13 protein-coding genes and 2 pseudogenes are annotated in these 19,649 nt (G+C 42.4%); 3 read left to right on the top strand and 12 right to left on the bottom strand.

Features of this window, described 5'->3' with window-relative positions:
- The first annotated feature begins 1 nt into the window (after nucleotide 1).
- Nucleotides 2-217 (top strand): hypothetical protein, encoded by a 216-nt coding sequence (locus LC073_RS15900; RefSeq protein WP_226648299.1) that lies wholly within the window; start codon nucleotides 2-4, stop codon nucleotides 215-217.
- 1,930 nt (nucleotides 218-2,147) lie between these two features.
- Here the strand turns inward: LC073_RS15900 and LC073_RS15895 are convergent.
- From LC073_RS15895 to LC073_RS15880, 4 genes and pseudogenes are all read right to left on the bottom strand, one after another.
- A complete protein-coding gene (locus tag LC073_RS15895) occupies nucleotides 2,148-2,414 on the bottom strand; it encodes a hypothetical protein (RefSeq protein WP_226648298.1) in 267 nt (88 codons plus the stop codon).
- An 89-nt stretch (nucleotides 2,415-2,503) separates the two neighbouring features.
- On the bottom strand, nucleotides 2,504-10,027 hold the full coding sequence (locus tag LC073_RS15890) for a Calx-beta domain-containing protein (protein ID WP_226648297.1): 7,524 nt from the start codon (nucleotides 10,025-10,027) through the stop codon (nucleotides 2,504-2,506).
- 160 nt (nucleotides 10,028-10,187) lie between these two features.
- Nucleotides 10,188-10,940: pseudogene (locus tag LC073_RS21715) on the bottom strand (IS30 family transposase); the annotation flags it as partial.
- A gap of 61 nt (nucleotides 10,941-11,001) precedes the next feature.
- Nucleotides 11,002-11,205 (bottom strand): helix-turn-helix domain-containing protein, encoded by a 204-nt coding sequence (locus LC073_RS15880; RefSeq protein WP_226648296.1) that lies wholly within the window; start codon nucleotides 11,203-11,205, stop codon nucleotides 11,002-11,004.
- A 146-nt stretch (nucleotides 11,206-11,351) separates the two neighbouring features.
- Between LC073_RS15880 and LC073_RS15875 the strand changes: the two genes are divergently transcribed.
- The gene (locus LC073_RS15875) at nucleotides 11,352-11,798 is read left to right on the top strand and encodes a LysR substrate-binding domain-containing protein (protein WP_226648356.1); all 447 of its coding nucleotides are present in this window, start codon (nucleotides 11,352-11,354) and stop codon (nucleotides 11,796-11,798) included.
- A gap of 111 nt (nucleotides 11,799-11,909) precedes the next feature.
- Here LC073_RS15875 and LC073_RS15870 read toward each other — a convergent pair whose 3' ends face one another.
- The 8 genes from LC073_RS15870 to LC073_RS22010 all read right to left on the bottom strand — a co-directional run bounded on the left by LC073_RS15870 (nucleotide 11,910) and on the right by LC073_RS22010 (nucleotide 19,393).
- Nucleotides 11,910-12,245, bottom strand: a complete 336-nt coding sequence (locus tag LC073_RS15870; RefSeq protein ID WP_226648295.1) for a hypothetical protein — start codon at nucleotides 12,243-12,245, stop codon at nucleotides 11,910-11,912.
- 222 nt (nucleotides 12,246-12,467) lie between these two features.
- Nucleotides 12,468-12,638 carry a hypothetical protein gene (locus LC073_RS15865; RefSeq protein WP_226648294.1) on the bottom strand — a complete coding sequence of 57 codons (171 nt, stop codon included), beginning with the start codon at nucleotides 12,636-12,638 and terminating at the stop codon, nucleotides 12,468-12,470.
- Nucleotides 12,639-12,862: 224 nt separating this feature from the next.
- Nucleotides 12,863-14,569: a thiamine pyrophosphate-dependent enzyme gene (locus tag LC073_RS15860; protein ID WP_226648293.1), complete on the bottom strand. Its 1,707-nt coding sequence runs from the start codon at nucleotides 14,567-14,569 to the stop codon at nucleotides 12,863-12,865.
- Nucleotides 14,570-14,899: 330 nt separating this feature from the next.
- Nucleotides 14,900-14,977 carry a transposase domain-containing protein gene (locus LC073_RS15855; protein WP_226648355.1) on the bottom strand — a complete coding sequence of 26 codons (78 nt, stop codon included), beginning with the start codon at nucleotides 14,975-14,977 and terminating at the stop codon, nucleotides 14,900-14,902.
- 133 nt (nucleotides 14,978-15,110) lie between these two features.
- Nucleotides 15,111-16,130 carry an acyltransferase family protein gene (locus tag LC073_RS15850; protein WP_226648292.1) on the bottom strand — a complete coding sequence of 340 codons (1,020 nt, stop codon included), beginning with the start codon at nucleotides 16,128-16,130 and terminating at the stop codon, nucleotides 15,111-15,113.
- 702 nt (nucleotides 16,131-16,832) lie between these two features.
- Nucleotides 16,833-18,620 (bottom strand): hypothetical protein, encoded by a 1,788-nt coding sequence (locus tag LC073_RS15845; protein WP_226648291.1) that lies wholly within the window; start codon nucleotides 18,618-18,620, stop codon nucleotides 16,833-16,835.
- Between the two features lie 306 nt (nucleotides 18,621-18,926).
- Nucleotides 18,927-19,100 carry a VOC family protein gene (locus LC073_RS22015; RefSeq protein WP_226648354.1) on the bottom strand — a complete coding sequence of 58 codons (174 nt, stop codon included), beginning with the start codon at nucleotides 19,098-19,100 and terminating at the stop codon, nucleotides 18,927-18,929.
- A gap of 35 nt (nucleotides 19,101-19,135) precedes the next feature.
- Complete coding sequence (locus LC073_RS22010; RefSeq protein ID WP_226648353.1) at nucleotides 19,136-19,393, bottom strand: YdeI/OmpD-associated family protein; 258 nt, start codon at nucleotides 19,391-19,393, stop codon at nucleotides 19,136-19,138.
- Here LC073_RS22010 and LC073_RS15830 point away from each other — a divergent pair.
- Nucleotides 19,329-19,610, top strand: a pseudogene (locus LC073_RS15830) (IS4 family transposase); the annotation flags it as partial. The gene LC073_RS22010 and the pseudogene LC073_RS15830 overlap by 65 nt on opposite strands.
- Nucleotides 19,611-19,649: the final 39 nt, after the last annotated feature.

Genomic DNA, 19,649 nt, shown 5'->3' with positions numbered 1-19,649 from the left:
TATGAGTGAAAAAGTTAAACACATCAGTGATGCGAAAAAGAAGAAGGGCTCGCTCTCGGACGCCATTCGACGCGCAAAGCAACATATCCGAAATGTAGGCGCTGAAGATATCTCTGAACCGGACGGCTTAGCTTCGGGCGATATGAAGAAATTTTTAGAAAATCCGGAGAGTTATGAAAAGGAAGACGATGATGAGCAATCAGACAACCAAAAATAAGCCCTTAAGTGATAATGAGAAGCAGATGCAACCATTGGCTGGCGAAATTGATCCGAAGAACGCTAAAGTGGAAGTGTTTCTTGCCTTGCAGAAGGCCAAGCGTAGGTTCTCTGTAGCGAGCTAGCCCCCTTGCATTCCTATCGGGCGAAACCGGGGTGGCTTGAACCTTGGCTTCGCTTGATGGCGGATACCTGTTGTACCCTCATAACCCATCCTCGTATCCAGCCGCTGTTTCTACACCATGCTCGTCTTGATGGTGAGTAAACTACGCGATCTCTATCGAAAGCTAAGGCGCATCGAGCGTCATGTTTCATAGCACATCCAGCGGTCTTAAACTTTGTGTCATTATTCTTCGTCTTTACCCCAGCCTAGCGGGCTATATTTGCGGTCTCGGTCATCGATATCTTACAAAAATCTCTGACTTTATAATTATCCTTCCTGGGTGTCTTGGTCATAACTGCTCTCAATATTTTCCCCGGCTGAAACCATCTTCCAGAAACAATTTATTCATTCGCAAATAAAGGCTGCAAAACCGCAAAATACGAGCCTACGGCTCCATTGTAAGTGCCTTCATCCTCACGTATTTCTTGGCAATGAGATAGTTGTTGCCGCTTAATATGTAAAACTCTTCATAGCCTCCATCTGTAATAGGATACTCAGATATCAGATAGAAGATTGTCTTGGCACAAATGGGAGAACCAAGCGAGGTTGCAAGCAGATGGTGTATCAATAGCCTGCCACCTCTAGTGCACCCTGCCCTCCAAAAGATAGATAGGCGCAGCAACTTCCGAGGAGGTCATAAAGCAAACCAGCTTGCTTATTTTCTGCGTAAATATATTCAACAAGTTTATCTAAGGTCGCACCCTTCTTTATCGGCTCCACAACATTCGCATATTTAGCAGAGCGGCAAGGCTGATAGCTGTAACTCCCACCATCCTTACCCAGAAAAAGTAGATACGCCTCTCCCAGCTCCAGAGAGTTACCCCCAAGCTGTCGTGATAAGGTATTCTAAGAACACTGAACTTATCGACTTCACCCTTGAGGAATTTTTAGAACGAGGAAGTCTTCCCCCTCAACAGACCGGTTGTACGCGCTGATACCTCCAGGCTGCTTTGATCCATAACACAAGTCCATATCAATATTGTACCGACTATTGTAGTTACGCAAATCATCGCAGCTGACCCTGCCTCTTATTTTTACCGCAGAGACAATTAAATCACTATCGAGCAAATCGGCCTTACTCATTTCTGTAGAGGCCATGGAAAGATGGCCATAAAAGAGACCACCAACAAACAGAATCTGCAATAGACCGCGTATACTTATATTTTGACAAGGGCTAATACGGGCTAATAGTTATAGTGCCATTGCGCCACCTTCCGTCATACATTAGTGCTCTGGTTATCATTCCACCCATCTGATCAAAGCGATACTGAGATGGTTTGTTTGGATTTTTAAAGTTTGGATTCTGAATCCCCGTCATTCGCTTCCCGGAAGCAAACATCCAAGATGCCCCATGAGAAACCGCGGACTGTAAGTCTCCAGCCCAAACATCTTTTCCGGATGGATGAGTATGCCAAATGATATCGCCGGGATTTCTTAAGTCGCCTGAACCATAGGCGAATCCTTTATCAAAACCAGTTGAGACTCGATATATCTCGTGAGTATCTCCATCAATTAGAGCCCAGAACTCTAGTCCGTATTCATTCGCAAGAGCCGGCACCCCAGATTCATGCAACGCCTTAAGAGAACTATTAATTGAGCCATATGAAGCGTTTCTTAAATCTGTAGTCAGGTTGTCGGTGCGACTCTGAATTCCAGCCTTTTCCTTATCGCTAAAATCGCCCGGGTGACACTTTCCTTCTGACGCACACCTACGGATATTAACGCCGTGACCATTGGCATCAGATGGATTTTCACCACTCTGCCCAAACTATTCGATAGTTATAACCCCAAGATCAACAACACTTTCAGCTGTGCCACCCAGCTGATATTCCGCACTCTTATAGACCTGATAGCCCTTGTTTTTATCGAAGCATTTTAGCTCAACACGATAGCTCTTTTCGGCTGGGGCGATTGTATAATCCAAATTGAAGCGATCTGACACATCAAAGAAAACAAGCTCCTCATCTTCAAAATTTATGGACACACCACAGCTTAGGTCAGCTTTACTTTTCCCTTCTATTTCTCCTTTTACCACCAACAGATTATCTCCAATAGACATACACCCAGAGGCACATAAGTAAAGTATCGTCCATACGAAAACCACAGCATATCTAATAAAATACATTACTGATATCTCGCCTTTATCTGCTGGTATCTATTTAAATTTTCTCTAGCAAAGCCTTTAGCTTCAATTTCATATTTATTTTTTTCATAGCCATTCTTTGCACTTTCATACAGATAACTGGCCGCAGTCATTCTTCTAGTATTCCACTGCCGAATAACGTGGTAGTACTCCTCTAAGACCACAAAACTGTGCTGATAAAAGTGTTCTTTTGTTTTAGATAGATAAATAGAATTTACTCGAGTAGTAGCATACATGCCGGGAACCGTGGCTCTCCAATTTTCTTCATGCACAGCAATTGGAACAGGATCTACACCAAATAATTGCTCTACAGCCATTAAACTTATAATTTCGTTAGACGGTTCAGGCCCGTAATCGACCAATAGGGAATCATAATCATTTCCTACTCGTAGGTTTTCCTTCTTTTTCTCACTGGATATGGCTGCTTGCATAACAACATCATTGTCATTACTTGCAAGCATAAATACGCTGTCACTGTCAGTCGAATTTGAAGAATCACTCTGCCCACCTCTATCAAGACTATCACCACCACCCTCATTGGTAAATGCGTTTTCCGATAACCGCCCCTGTGATTGCGCCACCGGATCGACAGAGATTGAATTAGTGTTAACACTTTCAGGCGTTTCGGTTTTCACAATAGATGTGGTACTACTATTTTCTCGATCACCTGAATCATCTGAAGAAACACATGTCATATTTCCTCCCCTATGATCAGCTTGATGGCAACTTGCCTTGGCCACATAGCCCGTTGGATCTGTGTAGCTGAGAGGATTATTAAAGACGTAACTGTACCGATTTAAGCTTTGGCCATTTTCTGGTGCCTGTACAATCGGGTCAGCCTGTACAAAGCGACCAATTGCAAAATCATAAATGCGGCCACCCATATGAATAATATTCGCATGATCAACGTGTTCATGCTGAGTGAAACCCTTATCTGTTATTTCCAGCACACTTAAAATAGTTGAATTTTCCATCAATTCTTCGATGGCTTCCCAGGTCACTGGATTGCGGCGCTTGCCAAAAGGATCGAAGCTTACCCTTTCTATTAACGCTCCATTAGCATCGGTAATAGCGGATATTGACCCAATGTGATCTGAATGGAAATAGTGTGTTGTCTGACTACCACCAGACTGAACAATATCTAGTGCCACATCCGAAATATAGCGATTATATTTGGTTGACCCACCTTCTCCAATAACAACCTCATCACCATCAATATAGTAAACGGTCTTATTTCCTGCACCACCACTATCTTCTCTTTTGAATCGTCTGAAACTGCTATCGTAGAAAAACTTAGTTTCTCCGTTTGCAGACCAAATGCGTGAGGGTTTATCGTAATTTGTATAAGAGATTTCCCGTATTTTATTCCCACCTTCATAAGTATGGGTCTGGTTTCCACGTTTATCGTAACAGTAGCCATAGACATTCCCTATGCTCGAAACTGCGTGCTTCCCTGCGCTAGTGCTACATTTAGAATATTTACCCCCATAGTTATATGAAGCATTATTGGCTATATCTGACTTTGTACCAATATTTCCGTTAATACGATAGGTAAGTGCTACCGAGGAATCACCATTAAGATCGATATCAGTGAGTCGGTTTAGATTGTCGTAATCAAAAACTTCCTGAAGCTCATCATTTCGTGAATCACTTCGATCTCGTCGTGCTCTTAAATTTCCTAAACCATCGTATTCATATAATTGTTCCTGGGCAGTATTAAGTGCGTTATAGCTTTCTATTTTTTGCACAAATCCGGTTTTTTCATCAAACTTAGCTGTGCCGGTACGTCCATTGCCCAGTATCCATTCAGTTACATTACCAAATGCATCCATACTGTTAGCTGTGTAGTAATAGTGATCTATGTTTTGTGCCTCTTCAATTCGCGCTATATAACCATTCTGATAATGGTAGCGAATTCCGCGATAGTCTCCGGATACATCAAATTCCTGAAAGGCTCGACCATATTCATCATAGGTTTTACTTGTCGACCACTCTTTACCATCAGCCAGATGTTTTACTTGGCGTAAACGACCCAGTCCATCATAAAAATACTCACGACTTATACCTTCAGAGCTACTTTCTTCCTTGAGTTCAACACCATCATAAATAAAGCCTATGACAGTATCACCTGCATTTGAACTAGTGATCACACCAATTTTTCGACCTAAAGCGTCGCGATAGAAATTTTGAGAAATGTTGTCTTCAGAAATACTCTTCGATAACTCATTCATACTGTTGTATGTATACTTAATTATCCCCTTATCTGGATCATTAAGCTCCGTTTTTCTACCATAATCGTTGTATTTTATGGCAACTACACTGCCGTCAACGTTTGTTACCATAGAAAGCAAACCTAATGCATTATATAAATAACTGGTTTTTTTCCCGTCTGCATTCTCTGTCCAACTTATTTGTTCGAAGCCATTTTTTTCTTTGATCGTAACTTGGTTAATTAACGCATCACTGATCGGGCTTTCCAGACTGACAATTGAATAACTTTCAACGCTCGTGGTTTCTTTGGAACCTGACCAGCTGACTAACTTAACGGTACCATCGGCAGATTTTTCTTTCCATTTTCTACCGAGGTCATCATAGTAATAATTTACAAAATAAGCTTGCCCATAACCTACCAGATAAGGTTGGCTTTCTTCTATCAGTCGACCTTGAACATCATAGCAACTAACAACTTCCGCCCAATTGTTATTAAGGGTTTTAGTTCTTTTTCCAACTATTTCTCCGTTGATACCGAAATAATTAATTGTTTCTGGTGATTGAGGTGAAGATGCCTGAATAAGATATTTCGCATTAGATCGGCAATTGCTCGAACCACATTCTTTAAATAGCGTCTTCTCAAAATTTCCATCATTCCACCGCCTGAAGAAAGGTCGACCAAAATCATCATAAAATATTTCTTCGATCAAACCATTTGCCATGGTGATTTTTCCCGGCAAACCTAGATCATTGTAGTTGGTATAGTCTTTATCTATAAATACCCCATTCCCTTCGGAAGTCAAATAGCGCCCTTGATCGTCATAATATTTTACTTGTCGACGTTTAAAGGATAGAGAATCATCCATCAATTCACTGTCACTAGGCATATTTATGCCATCACAAGTAGAAGCGTAATGGCTACTGCATTTCGTTACTTGATGGATATTACCAAACGCATCATAAGTAAAAACTGTCTTTGCATAGGTTTCGGGATCGGAAAAACTGCCATCAACTTGGGTTTCTATAGGTCCAAAATTATGATAAGTATAATGAGTAATTTGATTACGATTATCATCCCCAGAATTTGAAGTCAATATATAACTATTGCTTATCTTTGTGGGCCTTTGAATGTGCCAACCACTGGAATCTTCGCTCTCATAGCTAAAATTAGAAGATTCTACATTAACACCATTACCTATATGATCAGTTGTTGTTACAGTGGAATTTTTGAGCAACTCATAATTATTATCAGATTTTTCATAGGTCTTATCGGTAATCTGTGTAGTTAGTAGTGTTGAAGTTGTACCAATAATGCCATTGCTACCGTTTATGGCATATTTTTTAGTTTCTATTTTTTTGGGTACTGCAAAGTGGAAGCGGTTGCTTAAGAAAGACAGGGTTTTCCATTCTTTAACTTCTTTTGTGGATAAAGTAAGTTTCTTACCCGCCTCATTTTCAACGGTTACCGTTTGCTTTTTTAGCTGGCCTGTAAAAGGGTAATCTTGACGGTAAAGTGTCGTTATCTCGTGGTTGTTACTAGTATCAGTTTCAACAATTTTAGCAAACCCCAATGATCCGCGTCCGCCTCCTTGATAACGAAGCCCCTCATAAAAATACTCTATATTTTTGCTTAATTTATTACCACTACTGTTTATTGATGTATCGATTTTATATTTGCTAACAACGTAACCTACGCCTTCCACATCAATAACCGCAGAACCCCAATTTAGGCTTGGGCCATTCGTATATTTTTTATAAATATCACCAAATGCCAAAGACTCATATTCAAATTCAGCGGTCAGGCCCATGCCATTGTCTATTTTTAACATGTAGTCGGCAGGCTTATTATTGGTGTTAGCGTCCGGCTTAATATGGATTTTATGAGTTCCCTGATTGAAATAGACCAATGCAGGGAAACCGTCTCCATCAAGGTCTACCCAGTGATAGAGAGGGTTCCTCCATGGTATGGACTGCCAGTTAACACTACCTAATATAATGGTATTCTTCGCACTACCACCATAGTTTGATAGATGAGCATAAATATTGCCATTGTCCTCGTTATATTCCACATTGTCGGCCCGACCATCCCCATTTACATCAATTAGCTGAGTTAACTTTCTTGAAACTTTCGTTTCTTCCAAATGAAAATCACTAAGGCAGGATGTAAAGTTATTACCAGTACCGCACCCTGTACTATCTATATATCCATCCCCATTAATATCACTACGGGCATATCTGTACTCTGCATTCAAATCAGGCTGGGGAATTATCTCAATATCCCTGCCACCATCATCTTTATAAATCTGCTTTAAGATATAGAGTTTTTTCCCGAGTTCTCCACGCTGCTCATCCCCATCAAAATCAACAACACAGTACCCTGTTACCTGATAAAGCTGGTCAATTAGCCCATCTCCATTAAAATCAAAAATATCAACAACAACACCTTCTGCCTCAAAATCATAACCGTTTATATGTTCCATGCAGCTGGATCTGCCAGGGAAAGTTTGATCATAAAGTTCTACATATCGATGAACCTCACTGACGCGCCCAGACTTACTCTCAATTAGCCCGTCACCGTCATAGTCAGCATAAAAGGATGGGGTTGTTTTGGTATAGATCGGAGCATACCCCATATAGACTTCATCTTTTCCATCATTATCTGTGTCTCTAGTTGTTGCTCCAGCAGAATAAATCTTTTGGTAAAAAGAATGTCCATCACGATCCTTACCAACTTCGATTGACTCATATCCCATTGGCCCCTGCCCACTAACCAGACCAACGGTATAACTATTACCATTAATATTGAAACTCTTATACTGATACGTTGTATTTTTGCTGTTGACCACCAGTATCTCTTGTTTACCATCACCATTCGAGTCGAATATCTCTAAATCTTTCCCTGTGCAGTGCACTTCAGTTGAATGGTCATGGCTATCACAATAATTTGGTGATTGGTTACTCCCAACATTCATAAAGCTAGAAAGGGGAATTATAATCTCCTGATCAGCCAAGCCGACAGGGATTTTATCCTCATACTGGAATGATGTAGGCTTTAGGCAAAGACCACCTTTACTGCCGTTGCAACGAAGAATAGTGGTTAAAAGGTTTCTTTCAGTTGTTTGGCTTTTATTATATTCAAAGTGATATGAATTTATCGATTTATTGTTATGATTTTTTACTGTGATATCAGTTAACAGTTTATCATAAATTGTTGAGTTACCCTGAAAATACAGCTTTGATTTATCTGAACGTGTATCGTAATTAAAAACTACCTTATTGCCAGAGTACTCAATCTGATCTACCAACACTTCCTTTCCGGGAAAATTTTGATAGTCATATTCTATCTTATTATTAAAAGCATTTTTTTCCTCAGAAATATACCATTGGTAAGTAACGTTGTTAGACTTATTTTTCTTTCTGGAATTATCTGTCTTCCCAAACGTAAGCATTCTATCTTTTATATAAAGCTCAAAGTAACCACTTGAATCATAAGTCACGCGCACATTAGGATGAGACTTCAAGCGATATTCAGAACCATCCACAAAGTTTAAATTGGTTACAGGTATTAGCCTTTCACCGTTGTAGCAAATAGCATCTTTATTTGTAAAGGTAACCTCTTGAAAATAGCCATCTTCTTCAAGAAATTTTCTGCAACGTGCTATATGGGATATCACACTAAGCGACCACCCAACACCCAGGACCCCATTTACATTACTATTGGTATAGTTTAGGGAAATTTCTGGTGTTAGCCCTCCAATTCCGCGCGGAACTATGATATTAGCCGACCACCTGGCGTTACCGTTATTGTCAACAGCGCTTTGGCCTTCGATAGTGCCAACTTCGACATTTTGCGGTGACAAGCTGGGAAGTGGTGCCACTATTGGGTCTAATGGCGTTTCGGGCTGACCTTGAGCGGCTATATTATTTATCTTTAAATCAACTTTATTCTTACCAAGTGCAGCCTGGCCTGTTGGATTACTAATTACGAAAGATAAAGTTTCATTAGTCTCAATTTTTTGATCAGATAAGGTCTTAACTGAAATTGACTTGGACGTCTCATTTGGGCCAAAAGTAATCACTCCTGAAAGGGGCTCAAAATCTTCACTTTCTTTTGCTGTTCCCTCTATCAAAGCATAGTTAACGGAGTTACTTGCCCCCAGGGCCCCAGATCTCTTGATAATTAGCTTAGCCGTATCGCCTTCATTTACCTGAACGAAATCTACTGTGCTATTAAGGAAGATATTTGGTTTAGCATCAATGTTCTTTAGCGTGGCAACACCTTGTGAGTCGCCTATACTTGAGCCTAATGACGCATTTGACAGATCCATATAAAATGACTCAGTCCCCTCGTATAGATTATCCATGTTTGTAGGCACAGCAATCGTAATACTTGACTGAGTTGGTGAAAAGGTAAGCTTTCCACTTTTAGTGGTAAAATCATCAGTGCTTTTCGCACTATTCTCTTTTGTAGCATAATTTACGCTATAGGAAAGCACCGTAGATTCGGATTTCGTCACGGTAAAGACAGCGTCGCTACCTTCGTTAACAGTGACATTGTTTATCGTAAACTTCGGTGACACATCAATGACGGCATTGCCACTGTCTTTATAGGTTCCGCAGACGACTACACCATTAGCTTTGTTACAGCCGTAAACCCGATATTTGTAATTTCCTTTTGTAAGATTACTATAGTCCTTGGACCTGAGGGAACCTGAATATATATTGCTCCACCCCCCATTATTGTAGTTTTTATACAATTTGTAGTAATTACTACCAGTACCTGCATTCCAGGAAACCTTATGCGATCCATCACGGGAAATTGCCGATGAGATACTTACGCTTGTGGGTGATTTTGGGTTAACTACATTTACCGAACCCACATTATAATTGTAGCTTGACTCTTCAGCGTATTGGGGCTCCCATTCTATCTCATGGCATAAAATAACGTAATAATAAACACCAACCCCACTTTTCTTAAGAGAAAGTACATTATCCCCATTATTAACACCTTTAATCGATGTCCAATTAGGATCTGGATCAAGATCATTTGGCTGATTCCAGGAGCCGTTATTTTTCCGTTCGTAAACTGAGCATGATTTTGAGCTTCCAGATGAACTATTACCGGAGTTTCCAACATGCCCCTGGAAGGATATCTTGTAAGTTTGGTTTATTTTTACTGTTTTTTTATCGATCCCATAATTGCTCACCCAGGCATGAGTAAAAGATGACAGAGCCAAAAGCAATGAACATAACAATATATTTAGGGATATATGAAAATAGATTTTTTTAGCCACCTACTGCACTCCCTTGCAATCAACTAAATAAGTCAAAAATCAAATTAAACTTTTCATCAATAATACACAGACTAGGGAGATAAACAACAAAATTATAATTTAAACAACTAGATGGAACATGTGTATTATGTGTATTATGTGTAATAAAAATTTAATATGAGTGGAATCCGCGCTCCCAGGAATGGTACGGCTTGGCAAAATAAATATTGCAATCTAGTTTCCGCGCGATCGACTGGCGGTCCGCAAATTCGCCTCCGTTATCGAAGGTTATGGTTTTACACACTGCCTGATATGGCTTCAGCGTCCGTTTGATCACCCGGCTTATTATTCGCTTATTTTTGTTTGGCACCCTGCGGGCAAGTAGCAGTTTGGAGGCTCGCTCCACCAATGTCACTAGGTATCCAACTTGCCCGTAAACTGTGTCACCTTCCCAGTGCCCAAGCTCGGTGATTTCATCAACAATCGCTGGGCGCTCGTCAATATCGATACGACCTGGAATGAGATTCACTCCCGCTTCGGAGCCCATGTGCTTGCGATAAGGTTTGCCTTTTCGCTCCAGGCGAGGCCGCCAGTTGAATCGGCTGATCCAGCGATAGAAGACGATCTTAAGGAGGTTGAAAGTTGCTCTTTTGAATTCAGCAATGATCTGAATATTTCGGATTACATCGGGGATTATGTAAATATTATCCTGGATGAAAGTTCGTAACCTGGATTCGACAGTGGAGTCGGCATAGTGCTCTGCGATTGGCAAATGCTCAGTATCCGGTATCGGCATCCACCCAACGATGGCAATACCTTCTGGTAGGTTGAACCATTTGCCATCCACTGCGTAAACATCGGCAATGCCGCTGTTGCCACGTCCGGGCCAGTGCCCAAGATACAAGGCAATGACGACCTTCATATCCTCTGGCATTTTCTCTTTGCAATTAATTCACATGATAATTACTCGTCATTTTCTAGAGTTCTTCCACTCGCTATCGGCCTTTGGTGGCTTCAATGTACTTGTAGAGGGTGGGCTTTGAAATTCCCATCATTTCGCAGATCTGATCTACCGTGTGTTTCTTCTCATCGTACAGCTTCACAGCCAAAGCCTGCTTGTCTTTGTTGAGTGACTTGGGCCTGCCGCCTTTTCGTCCACGTGCGCGTGCCGCCTGTAGGCCAGCCTGGGTGCGCGCCATTCAATTATTAAAGTAAATATATAACTTATAATTTTTGTGGTATCATGCAATAAAGTAGATATCAGTGATCGATTTGTCGACATTATTAAAGAAGGGTTTGATGCAGGTATACGCTTCGGCACTCACCTGGAAAAAGATATGGGGCAATACCACTAAGCGCCCCCCTCCGCGTGGCAATAGCTGGCTCACCCAAATACTTCGCCCACCATGGCCGCCCAAAAAACCTGGAAGAACTTCTGGATCACGACTGTATTAATATCTGCACAGCGAGCCACGGTGACAACTTTCGTTGGGTTTTCCAGCAACCATCACACACGGTAGAACTCGTTGTAAAAGGCCGCCTATTCGTTAACGATGCACCAGTATTAATTCAGGCTGCAATGGAGGGATTGGGACTAATCTACACCTTCGAACAGCACATTGCCGATCACCTGACTGCTGGCTCACTGGAAACCTGCCTGGAAGCCTACTGTCCGGAATTCCTCGATTATCAAATCTATTACCCAAATCGCCAACAAAAATCTCCTGCCCTATCAGCCCTTACTCAGCATTTACAGCACCCTGAAAATACTGCAGAACATAGCGAGCCTTAGTAGTTAATTCATTAATATCAATGAGTTAAGCCCAAATGTGGAAGATCGTTAGCTAATTCCGGCAGATCCCCTCTGTTAATGCTGGCAAGGAAGTCGCGGAGCGGCTTAGCTTCACGAGACGCTGTTGCAGCTGTGGCGAGTATGCAAAGGGATCTGTAGAGATTCAATGCCGACGATGATGCGAACCATACAAGGATTGATGGGCTCAACGGTAAAGCCAAGCTGGCTTAGCTCCTGCGACGTTACGGTGTAATCGTCATCGCCATCGGTGGCCTCAAAGAGATAATCAGAGAGATCGTCCTTTGTTGTGTGCCCAGTGATGCGGGTTAATTCGAACTGAAGCTGATGGGCTAAACGGACGATTGCACCATTGTGAACAAGAGCTCCAGAACCAGGAACATTGCGATGACCATCACTAGCAAGGAACGGGAGTATGCGCCTGATCACTGCTCGCCACAGGAGTCGAAGTAGGCGCCCTACTCTTGTCGCGATCTTCGAGATAATCGACCATAGAAGCTCCAAAAAAAAGGATTTCGCATAGAGAAATCGTGAGTATGTGTTGGGCGATACCAAGAACACATCCCAGTTAAAGTGGTGGTGCCGCTCGAAGGCTTCCCATAGAGTGCTTGGGCGTTCAATCGACGTCGGAATCGGTCCAGGTAACAGGCTCTACATTGTTGCCTGGGTGGATGGTAACAGAGTTCGGTCGAAGCCACCCCGCCCTTCCCTGTAGATGGTTAGGCACTCATCCAGAACCAGGGGGGCGCCGAACGGTGCCCAGTGGAACCAACGGGCAAGGTATTGCTTAGCCTCATCGTTCCCTTGGGTTTCGATGTACAAAAACTCTGGGTCCTGGGGAATATAAACGCCGAGGGCAACGCATATAGGGTCGATGCTATCGAAGTTTTTTGATATTGGTGATAACCGTTCGCCCTCCCTGCAGAGCTGGACCAGCCCACCATCGAGAGAATAAAGCGCGTGACCAGGCTATTTAGAAACACATTGATTGGATCAACTATGAATTAAACACATCTCCAAGTCTGGGTTGATACAGGTTCTCTAGTTTATGACGTAACTTTAATATCGAGTATAAATGTTTTCCCGGTTTGAATGCTTTGCAATCCTTTGTTAATGGCCTGTTTTAATTCGCTTATCTCTTTTACTCGTAGGCCTTGCCCACCGTAAGACTCGACCATTTTACAATAATCAGGTGCAGGTTGTATAAGGTTGCCAACAAAGTGGTCGTTTTTAACTGCTGCGCCATTTGGAAAATATTTTTGTATATTCCAAGTTGCTGATAAGTACTGGTTGTTGTTACATAAGACGATGAATATTGGTAATCCATATTCCTGAGAGAAGCCCAGCGCAGCCGGAATAGGATTATAGTGCCAAGCGCCATCGCCAATAATGCAAACGACGAGCCTGTCAGGGCTGGCAAGTTTTACCCCTAGTGCTGTGCCCAGTCCGGTTCCTAATGCGCCACACCAGCCTCTAAATTGTTGAAATAATTTAGCGCTGTACAAATGATTCAACATGTGGGGAACCTGAGAAACAATCTCATCGATGAAAGCACATTTCTCGGGTAAAGTATCATGTAAAACTCGAAACAATTCTGAAGCGGGAATACCTTGTTTCGTTGCTTGCAACACTTCTTGTGCATCTTTACGGTTTTTTTCCCGTATTGAGTTTGAATAGCGTGACCAATCATTAGCACGTTTTTTGTTATCAATTTTTTTGTTTTCTAGTGAGGCTGATATTTGCTTCATATTGAGAAAGCGGTCACCTGCAATAGTGTGGGTTGTTTTGTAACCCCAGTAGGGCGCACGTGGTCTTAATGGATCCTCTTCAAGATGGATGACAGTGCAATCAGGTTTTAATGCTCGGTGGGGAGGATGCCAAGGGGCATTGCAGCCAATGAGTAGAATGACATCAGCTTTATCGAGGATTTCACTTGTAATTTCAAACCCATACAACGGGTGAGATCTGGGGAAGTTATGATACGCGGGCATCATGAACTCAAAAACTGGAGCTGCAAGGGTTTCAGCGATATGAATTAGTTGTTCTTTTTCAGCTTTTGTTCGTCCGCCATATTCTGTGATAATAATAGGTAATGATGCACTTGCTAACAGGTTTGTTATTTCTTCTATTTGGTTTTTTGTAGCCACTACCGGACTTGAAGCCAGAATGGGAGGCAGAGGCTTAGGTGCTTCATGTAGTAATAAATCGAAAGATACTTCAAGTAAAACGGGTCCTCGAGGGACAGCATTTGCAATAAATTGGGCCCGATTAAGCTCTTGCACTAGATCAGAAGATGTTATCGCTTTTTTTGACCATTTGACGACCCTTTCTCCCTCTATTGCTGGGCCTGCAAAATCAACAAGTAAAGAGGGCCATTCTGGACCTGGATCGGTTGTAGCATCCTCACCATAAGTTAATGAATCAGGTGATATAATAAGCATCGGGATTCGTTCTTGTAATGAGGACCTTAGTGCCATAGAGCCGTTTAATACTCCCAGACTGGAAGGGAGAAAAACAGCCTGCGCTTTTCCCTTAACTTTAAAGTATCCATAGGCGAGGCTGACAGCCAATAGTTCATGACGACAACGAAAATAGCGTATGTTTATTTCATTTTCTCTAGCAGCGAATACTTCCCATATTGGTGCCATAATGGCGATGGGCGAGGCAAAAATACAATCTACCTTGTTAGCATCTAATTGATCAATTATGGCGTTAGCGCCATTGTATATTGGATGTGTTGTAGAGTAGCTCATATATAAGTTAACCTAATGATATCCCTGTTTGTATGTTCATATTGATCGATTTGCTGCGTTTGTTTTTTATAATTTAGCTCGTTTCTATTTGTAAGCGATTTTACTAAGCCAAAGGTGAGGACTCTACTCGAGGCATTCAAGTTCGATCGTTGAATAGCCAGCCAGAAAAGCCCAAAAAGGAAGGAGTGTTGTCAATCGATAAATATGGTGTGGTCAGCCTGCGCCAACCTTCTTGCTGGCAACGTCCCTACATTACGCGACTACTGCTAGCCCAATCTTTACAAGTTGGATACTCCAGGGTAGCAGTACCTCATAATTCTCACAGGAATGTCAGTGAGGAATCTGTTCAAGCATCTCCACATAATACCTGTAGGCGTCAAGGCCGTGGAGCTTGGCAGTGCGAATCAAGCTGAAGACATGGAACCCTGTGCGGGTTATTTTATATCAGTGGCCCTTTGAGTCTTTTACCTCATTAGATTCCCGATCAACCAGTTCCGTCAATCATGCTACTCTGCAAATCGGCTTTTTTGCTTTAGGTCTATCAAATACCCTGTTCGACTCTATTTTTTCTAAGCAGAATGCGCTCCGTTGGAGCAAAAACAAATCGTTTCGTAAAATTTGCAACAGCGTTGGCTGACAATAACATTGTTATGATCAGCGTAGCGGCAAACAATAAACCCAGAGCAACAGGCATTGAAAGCACTTTATAAAGTTCGATAATCGTGTCAGATTCAATAAATAATTCAACAATAAGACCGTGCCAGACGTACACATACAAAGAGTTTTTCCCATAATCTGATATTTTGTACTCAGTATTAGGTATAATCATCAAAGTTGCCAAACAAGTTACTATAGAAACGCTGTAGAATCCCAGGCGCACTAGACCCGTATACCAAGCCTGCATATCCATTCCCTTATAGGAAACACTGCCGTATAACCATTGTTCTGACATGCCGTGAATCAACCAAAAAAGCACAACATTTAATACAACAATACTTATAAGCAATACTTTTGGAACGCGGGCCAGTGGTGTATTTGAGAAAAACACGGGCGTTAGTTTATAGCCTATTAAAAAAAATGGAAAAAAGTATAAGGTTCTACCTATATCCAAAAAATACCCGACTGAATTGACATAACCTGCGACTACCGATATAACAACACTTAAAGTGATTGGGTAACGAAAACTCAACATAGTCGGCAACAGCATTCGCCATAAAAATAGGCTAAACAGATACCACAAAATCCAATAGGGCTTAAAGCCCACGGCGAACTGACTGGCCTCCCCTTTCACAGCAAAGTAAGTGCCCTCATAGATGACTTCAAAAGCCATGAACGGAATTAATATACCTACCACCAGTTTATCAATACGACTTTCACTTAGGTCATTCTTGGAAAGCATTCCTGACAATATAATAAACACCGGCATATGAACAGAGTAGATGCTCAAGTACAGCGCTTTTATGATCGGGTTATATTCAATAAGAGGCTCGATAAAATGGCCGAATACGACCAGAAAAATCATCAACAGTTTTGCATTATCTATAGCTCTACATCGCTCCATGAGAATTCTTCCAAATGCTGCCTTGTTCAATTTACAATAACATTTAGACTAACAACAATGACTATGCCTTATTATAAGGTTAGTGATTTATTTTCGACATGGGCATATAAGAGTAGTTTGGAGCTTTCCTTTATAGATATCTATCAACTAGCAATATATATGTTAGAGCGAAACAAAGATAGAGATTGCGATCGGGATCAATACAACAGAGCCAAGATTTATTATATGGATGAAAGCCAAAATGTTACATACAGTTTTGTATGAATGATGATGCCAATTTTTCTTTTGACCTTCAAAACGGTCGACTAAGCTTTAAGAAATTCCTTATATTACACAATCCATTTAAAGACTTTCTCCAGGCGCCCCCTCCAAAGTATTATCCTAGATCATCATCTTTCCTACGCTAGCAATAAATTACTACGATTAACAAACAGCCTGCCCTTCATCTAATTTTTGTAAGGAAACAACGTTGTTAGACAAATTGAGGCCTTGGCCAAATCTGGAGCTAAAGTTAATCTGGAAAATTTCTATCCGCAAGTTAAGCAGCATAAAGGTAAGTCGCGGTATCTACCCATAGTCGATCAAGATCTCCGTGACGCCCTGGTTCAGCATTTAAACTTTAGACTCAGTAAAAGGGAAAAGCTAAATCCAAACCCTTAACCCTTGATGGGTTGCAAATTGGACTAAAGTGAAGACATTGAGTTAATCAGACTTCGCCCCGCCCCCCCCTTTCTGCTGAAACGGTGTAGTCGATGTGGTCGGTGCATACCGATACAACTCCCAACCCCCTTCGGGATTTAGATGGAAGGGGTTTACGGTGCCCAACCACATAAAAGTTGAGTGGTTGATCATCGTACGGAAACCGAAATTGCCCGAATTACCTACACCATTTATAGTGGCAGGAATTGCCTGTAGATCTGGAGAGAAAAAACGATAGAGTTTTGCACCAGAGATTGTTGGGTTGGATAACGCATCCTTAAGGAGCATCAGCAATTCCTCGGGAAGCTCACCCGCAAGATCAATTACACTCGGTATAAGTGAGCTGACGTCCAGTGTAGCCAGATACAGATTGTCTCCAGTCACTCCCAGGCGCCAGGTGTATACATTAAATAGCCAGCCCAATCCGGCTCCGCCTAGCTTTGGAGGCCCGGCCAAAGTTTGTGTTTCCACAAACTTGTTGAGATCCGGGTCCCAAGCCTGAACTGTTTCATACCCATAAAGAACTTCAACATTTGGCTGCCCTTCTCCTTCAAAGTTGTCCCCGCGGAATACGGTTGTTGCTCTATGGGTTGCCTTAATGGTGTCCAGCTTATCAATTGGAGTATCCCACGTCTCACCATAGGCGAGAACATGGCTCCTGAATCCACCGAACGGAAAGTTGATCGTACCCCAGTAGAGATTCCCACGCCATGAAGTAATATCTCCACCGGCATAGGCCCGAGCGCTGACAGGGTCTGGTTCGTATTCGGTAATATTCCAGACTTCCTCCCACTCTTCGACATCTTCTGGCAGGAATCCACCTGAAGGTATTTGGGGACTCATCACTATCCCGGCGTAGGCTTGCACCTCTCCTGTTTCAATATCACCGTTCGGCCAGGTAGATGAAAATATACGCCCGTTGTGTATCGTCATGTCTGCCGGTGTACTTTCCATAGTGCCGATGACTTCAAAATTGAATGGATCATCGAGATCGCCCATCCAGCGCAGAACCCGGCCTGATCCGCCAAGATCCTCTTGCAATCGCACACCGGTATATAAAACGCCCTCATGGTTGAGAAACTCACGGATATTCGAATATTCAGGAAATTTCTTTGAACCCAAATACCGTCCGGTACTTGCCTGCCAAGCCAACATGATAATGCTGTTACCACTGCCCACGCCGGCAATTCCCTCCTGTATACCACCCGGCCCTGCAAGAAAAATCACGTCGCCCGCGTAGCCACCCGAGCGTAATCCAAGGATGTCCTGTAGAAGCGGATCGTAAGTGGGAGTAACTTCTGTGACTTCAAGTGTGCAAGTATCCATGCGGTAGGCAGTGGGTGCCCGCCAGTCCCCAAGGTTTTTAAGGTTTGGGTTTTCCTGAGCGAGTATCCCATCGGCAAACTCGCATACCCAACCCTGGGTTGGGGCGAATAGCGGAGTCAATACGGCGGTTGGAGACGCTTGTGCGGTACAGAGAAAATTACTACCGGTTCCCCAGTATAAAAATTGGGGAGATTCAGCCATTCCCCAAATCCGCGTACCGTTGCGTTTAGGTTCTCCCGCCGAACAGACGCCGTTCACTAACTCTGGATAGGGTTGACCAATGCCATTAAAGCATTCATCAACTGGTGCTTTATATAGCTTGTCGAAATGGGGCTTGACCTGTTTGCATAGTGTATCGGGATAAGCCGGAGGCCCTATTTCTGGAATAGCCCACTGGGCGTTGACAGAAATTGGAACTGTGGAAGTTAAAAGCAATGAAAGTGCAATATATGTCGTGGTTCTCACAGGTGCCCCTGCCCTACTCATGACCGCTACTGCGGAAGATTCAACGTTTTTGGCCTTAATTATTGCTAGCTTGATGCGCTAACAAAATTCAAAACTAAGTAGAGAGTAGGATGCAGCGGGATAAAGGAAATAATTTTACTAGGAACCACCCGCCAAATATTGTTTGATCACCAGTTAGAGAAATAAAAGTAGTCTTGCGTCAACCAAGTTAGTAATACGGCCTTAGCCCTAATGGATACCGGTAATGCAAGATGTCCGCCTGAGCTCTCTTTTTGCTCATAGAAAACCTCCGTGTTAGGCCGAAACCTAACTATATGGGATAAATTTTCCCTTATTCATAAAATCAAAGGTAAGTGACTCATTAACTTTGACCACGGCAAATGGTCTCCATTCTTTTATGAATTCGAAGCCGAAAATTTCCTCATAAAATTTAGCCGACTGCACATTATCTTTAGTCGGGACAATTGTGTGGTTTAACATGATTTCCATTTTCCATTCCTAATCAACTTAGAAAATTAGGCTTTGCCATTTTTTATTCTATGTGGACATCCCGGCCAACAACAAGGTCTTTGTTTACCCGATTTTAGATCTTCGATCGCCCGATCAATTCTCTTATTTCTCGTAGTATCTTTCTTCGCATCGATTACCCAGCAAATCCATTCGTTTCGTGCCAAGGGGGTAATCTTTTGCCACTTTAGTGTTGCATCGTTTGATGTTGAGTTGTTCTTCAAGGCGATCAAGCAAAACCTCAAGATCAAAGCCTTTGTTGGCATATCAAAGAGCGCGGTGCTGACACAGGTATGGATCGCCCTGATCGTCTACCTGCTGGTGGCGTTTGCACGCCATAGCGCCAAGGAAGGCTGGACTGTGCAGCGGATGTTGAGGGTGCTGCAACTCAACTTGTTTAAGAGCAAGGCGCTGGCAGAGATATTGAATCCGAGTCCACCGCCCAGTCAAAAAGACCAGCCTCAAATGAGGCTGGTCTCATGACTGTCAAACTGTAGGACAGCAGTGCTAGATACGCTGCTT

Origin of the sequence: Microbulbifer variabilis, assembly GCF_020524905.1 — a bacterium.
In the GTDB taxonomy this organism is placed as follows: Bacteria; Pseudomonadota; Gammaproteobacteria; order Pseudomonadales; family Cellvibrionaceae; genus Microbulbifer; species Microbulbifer variabilis_A.
This window is presented reverse-complemented; position numbering and strand designations above follow the sequence as displayed.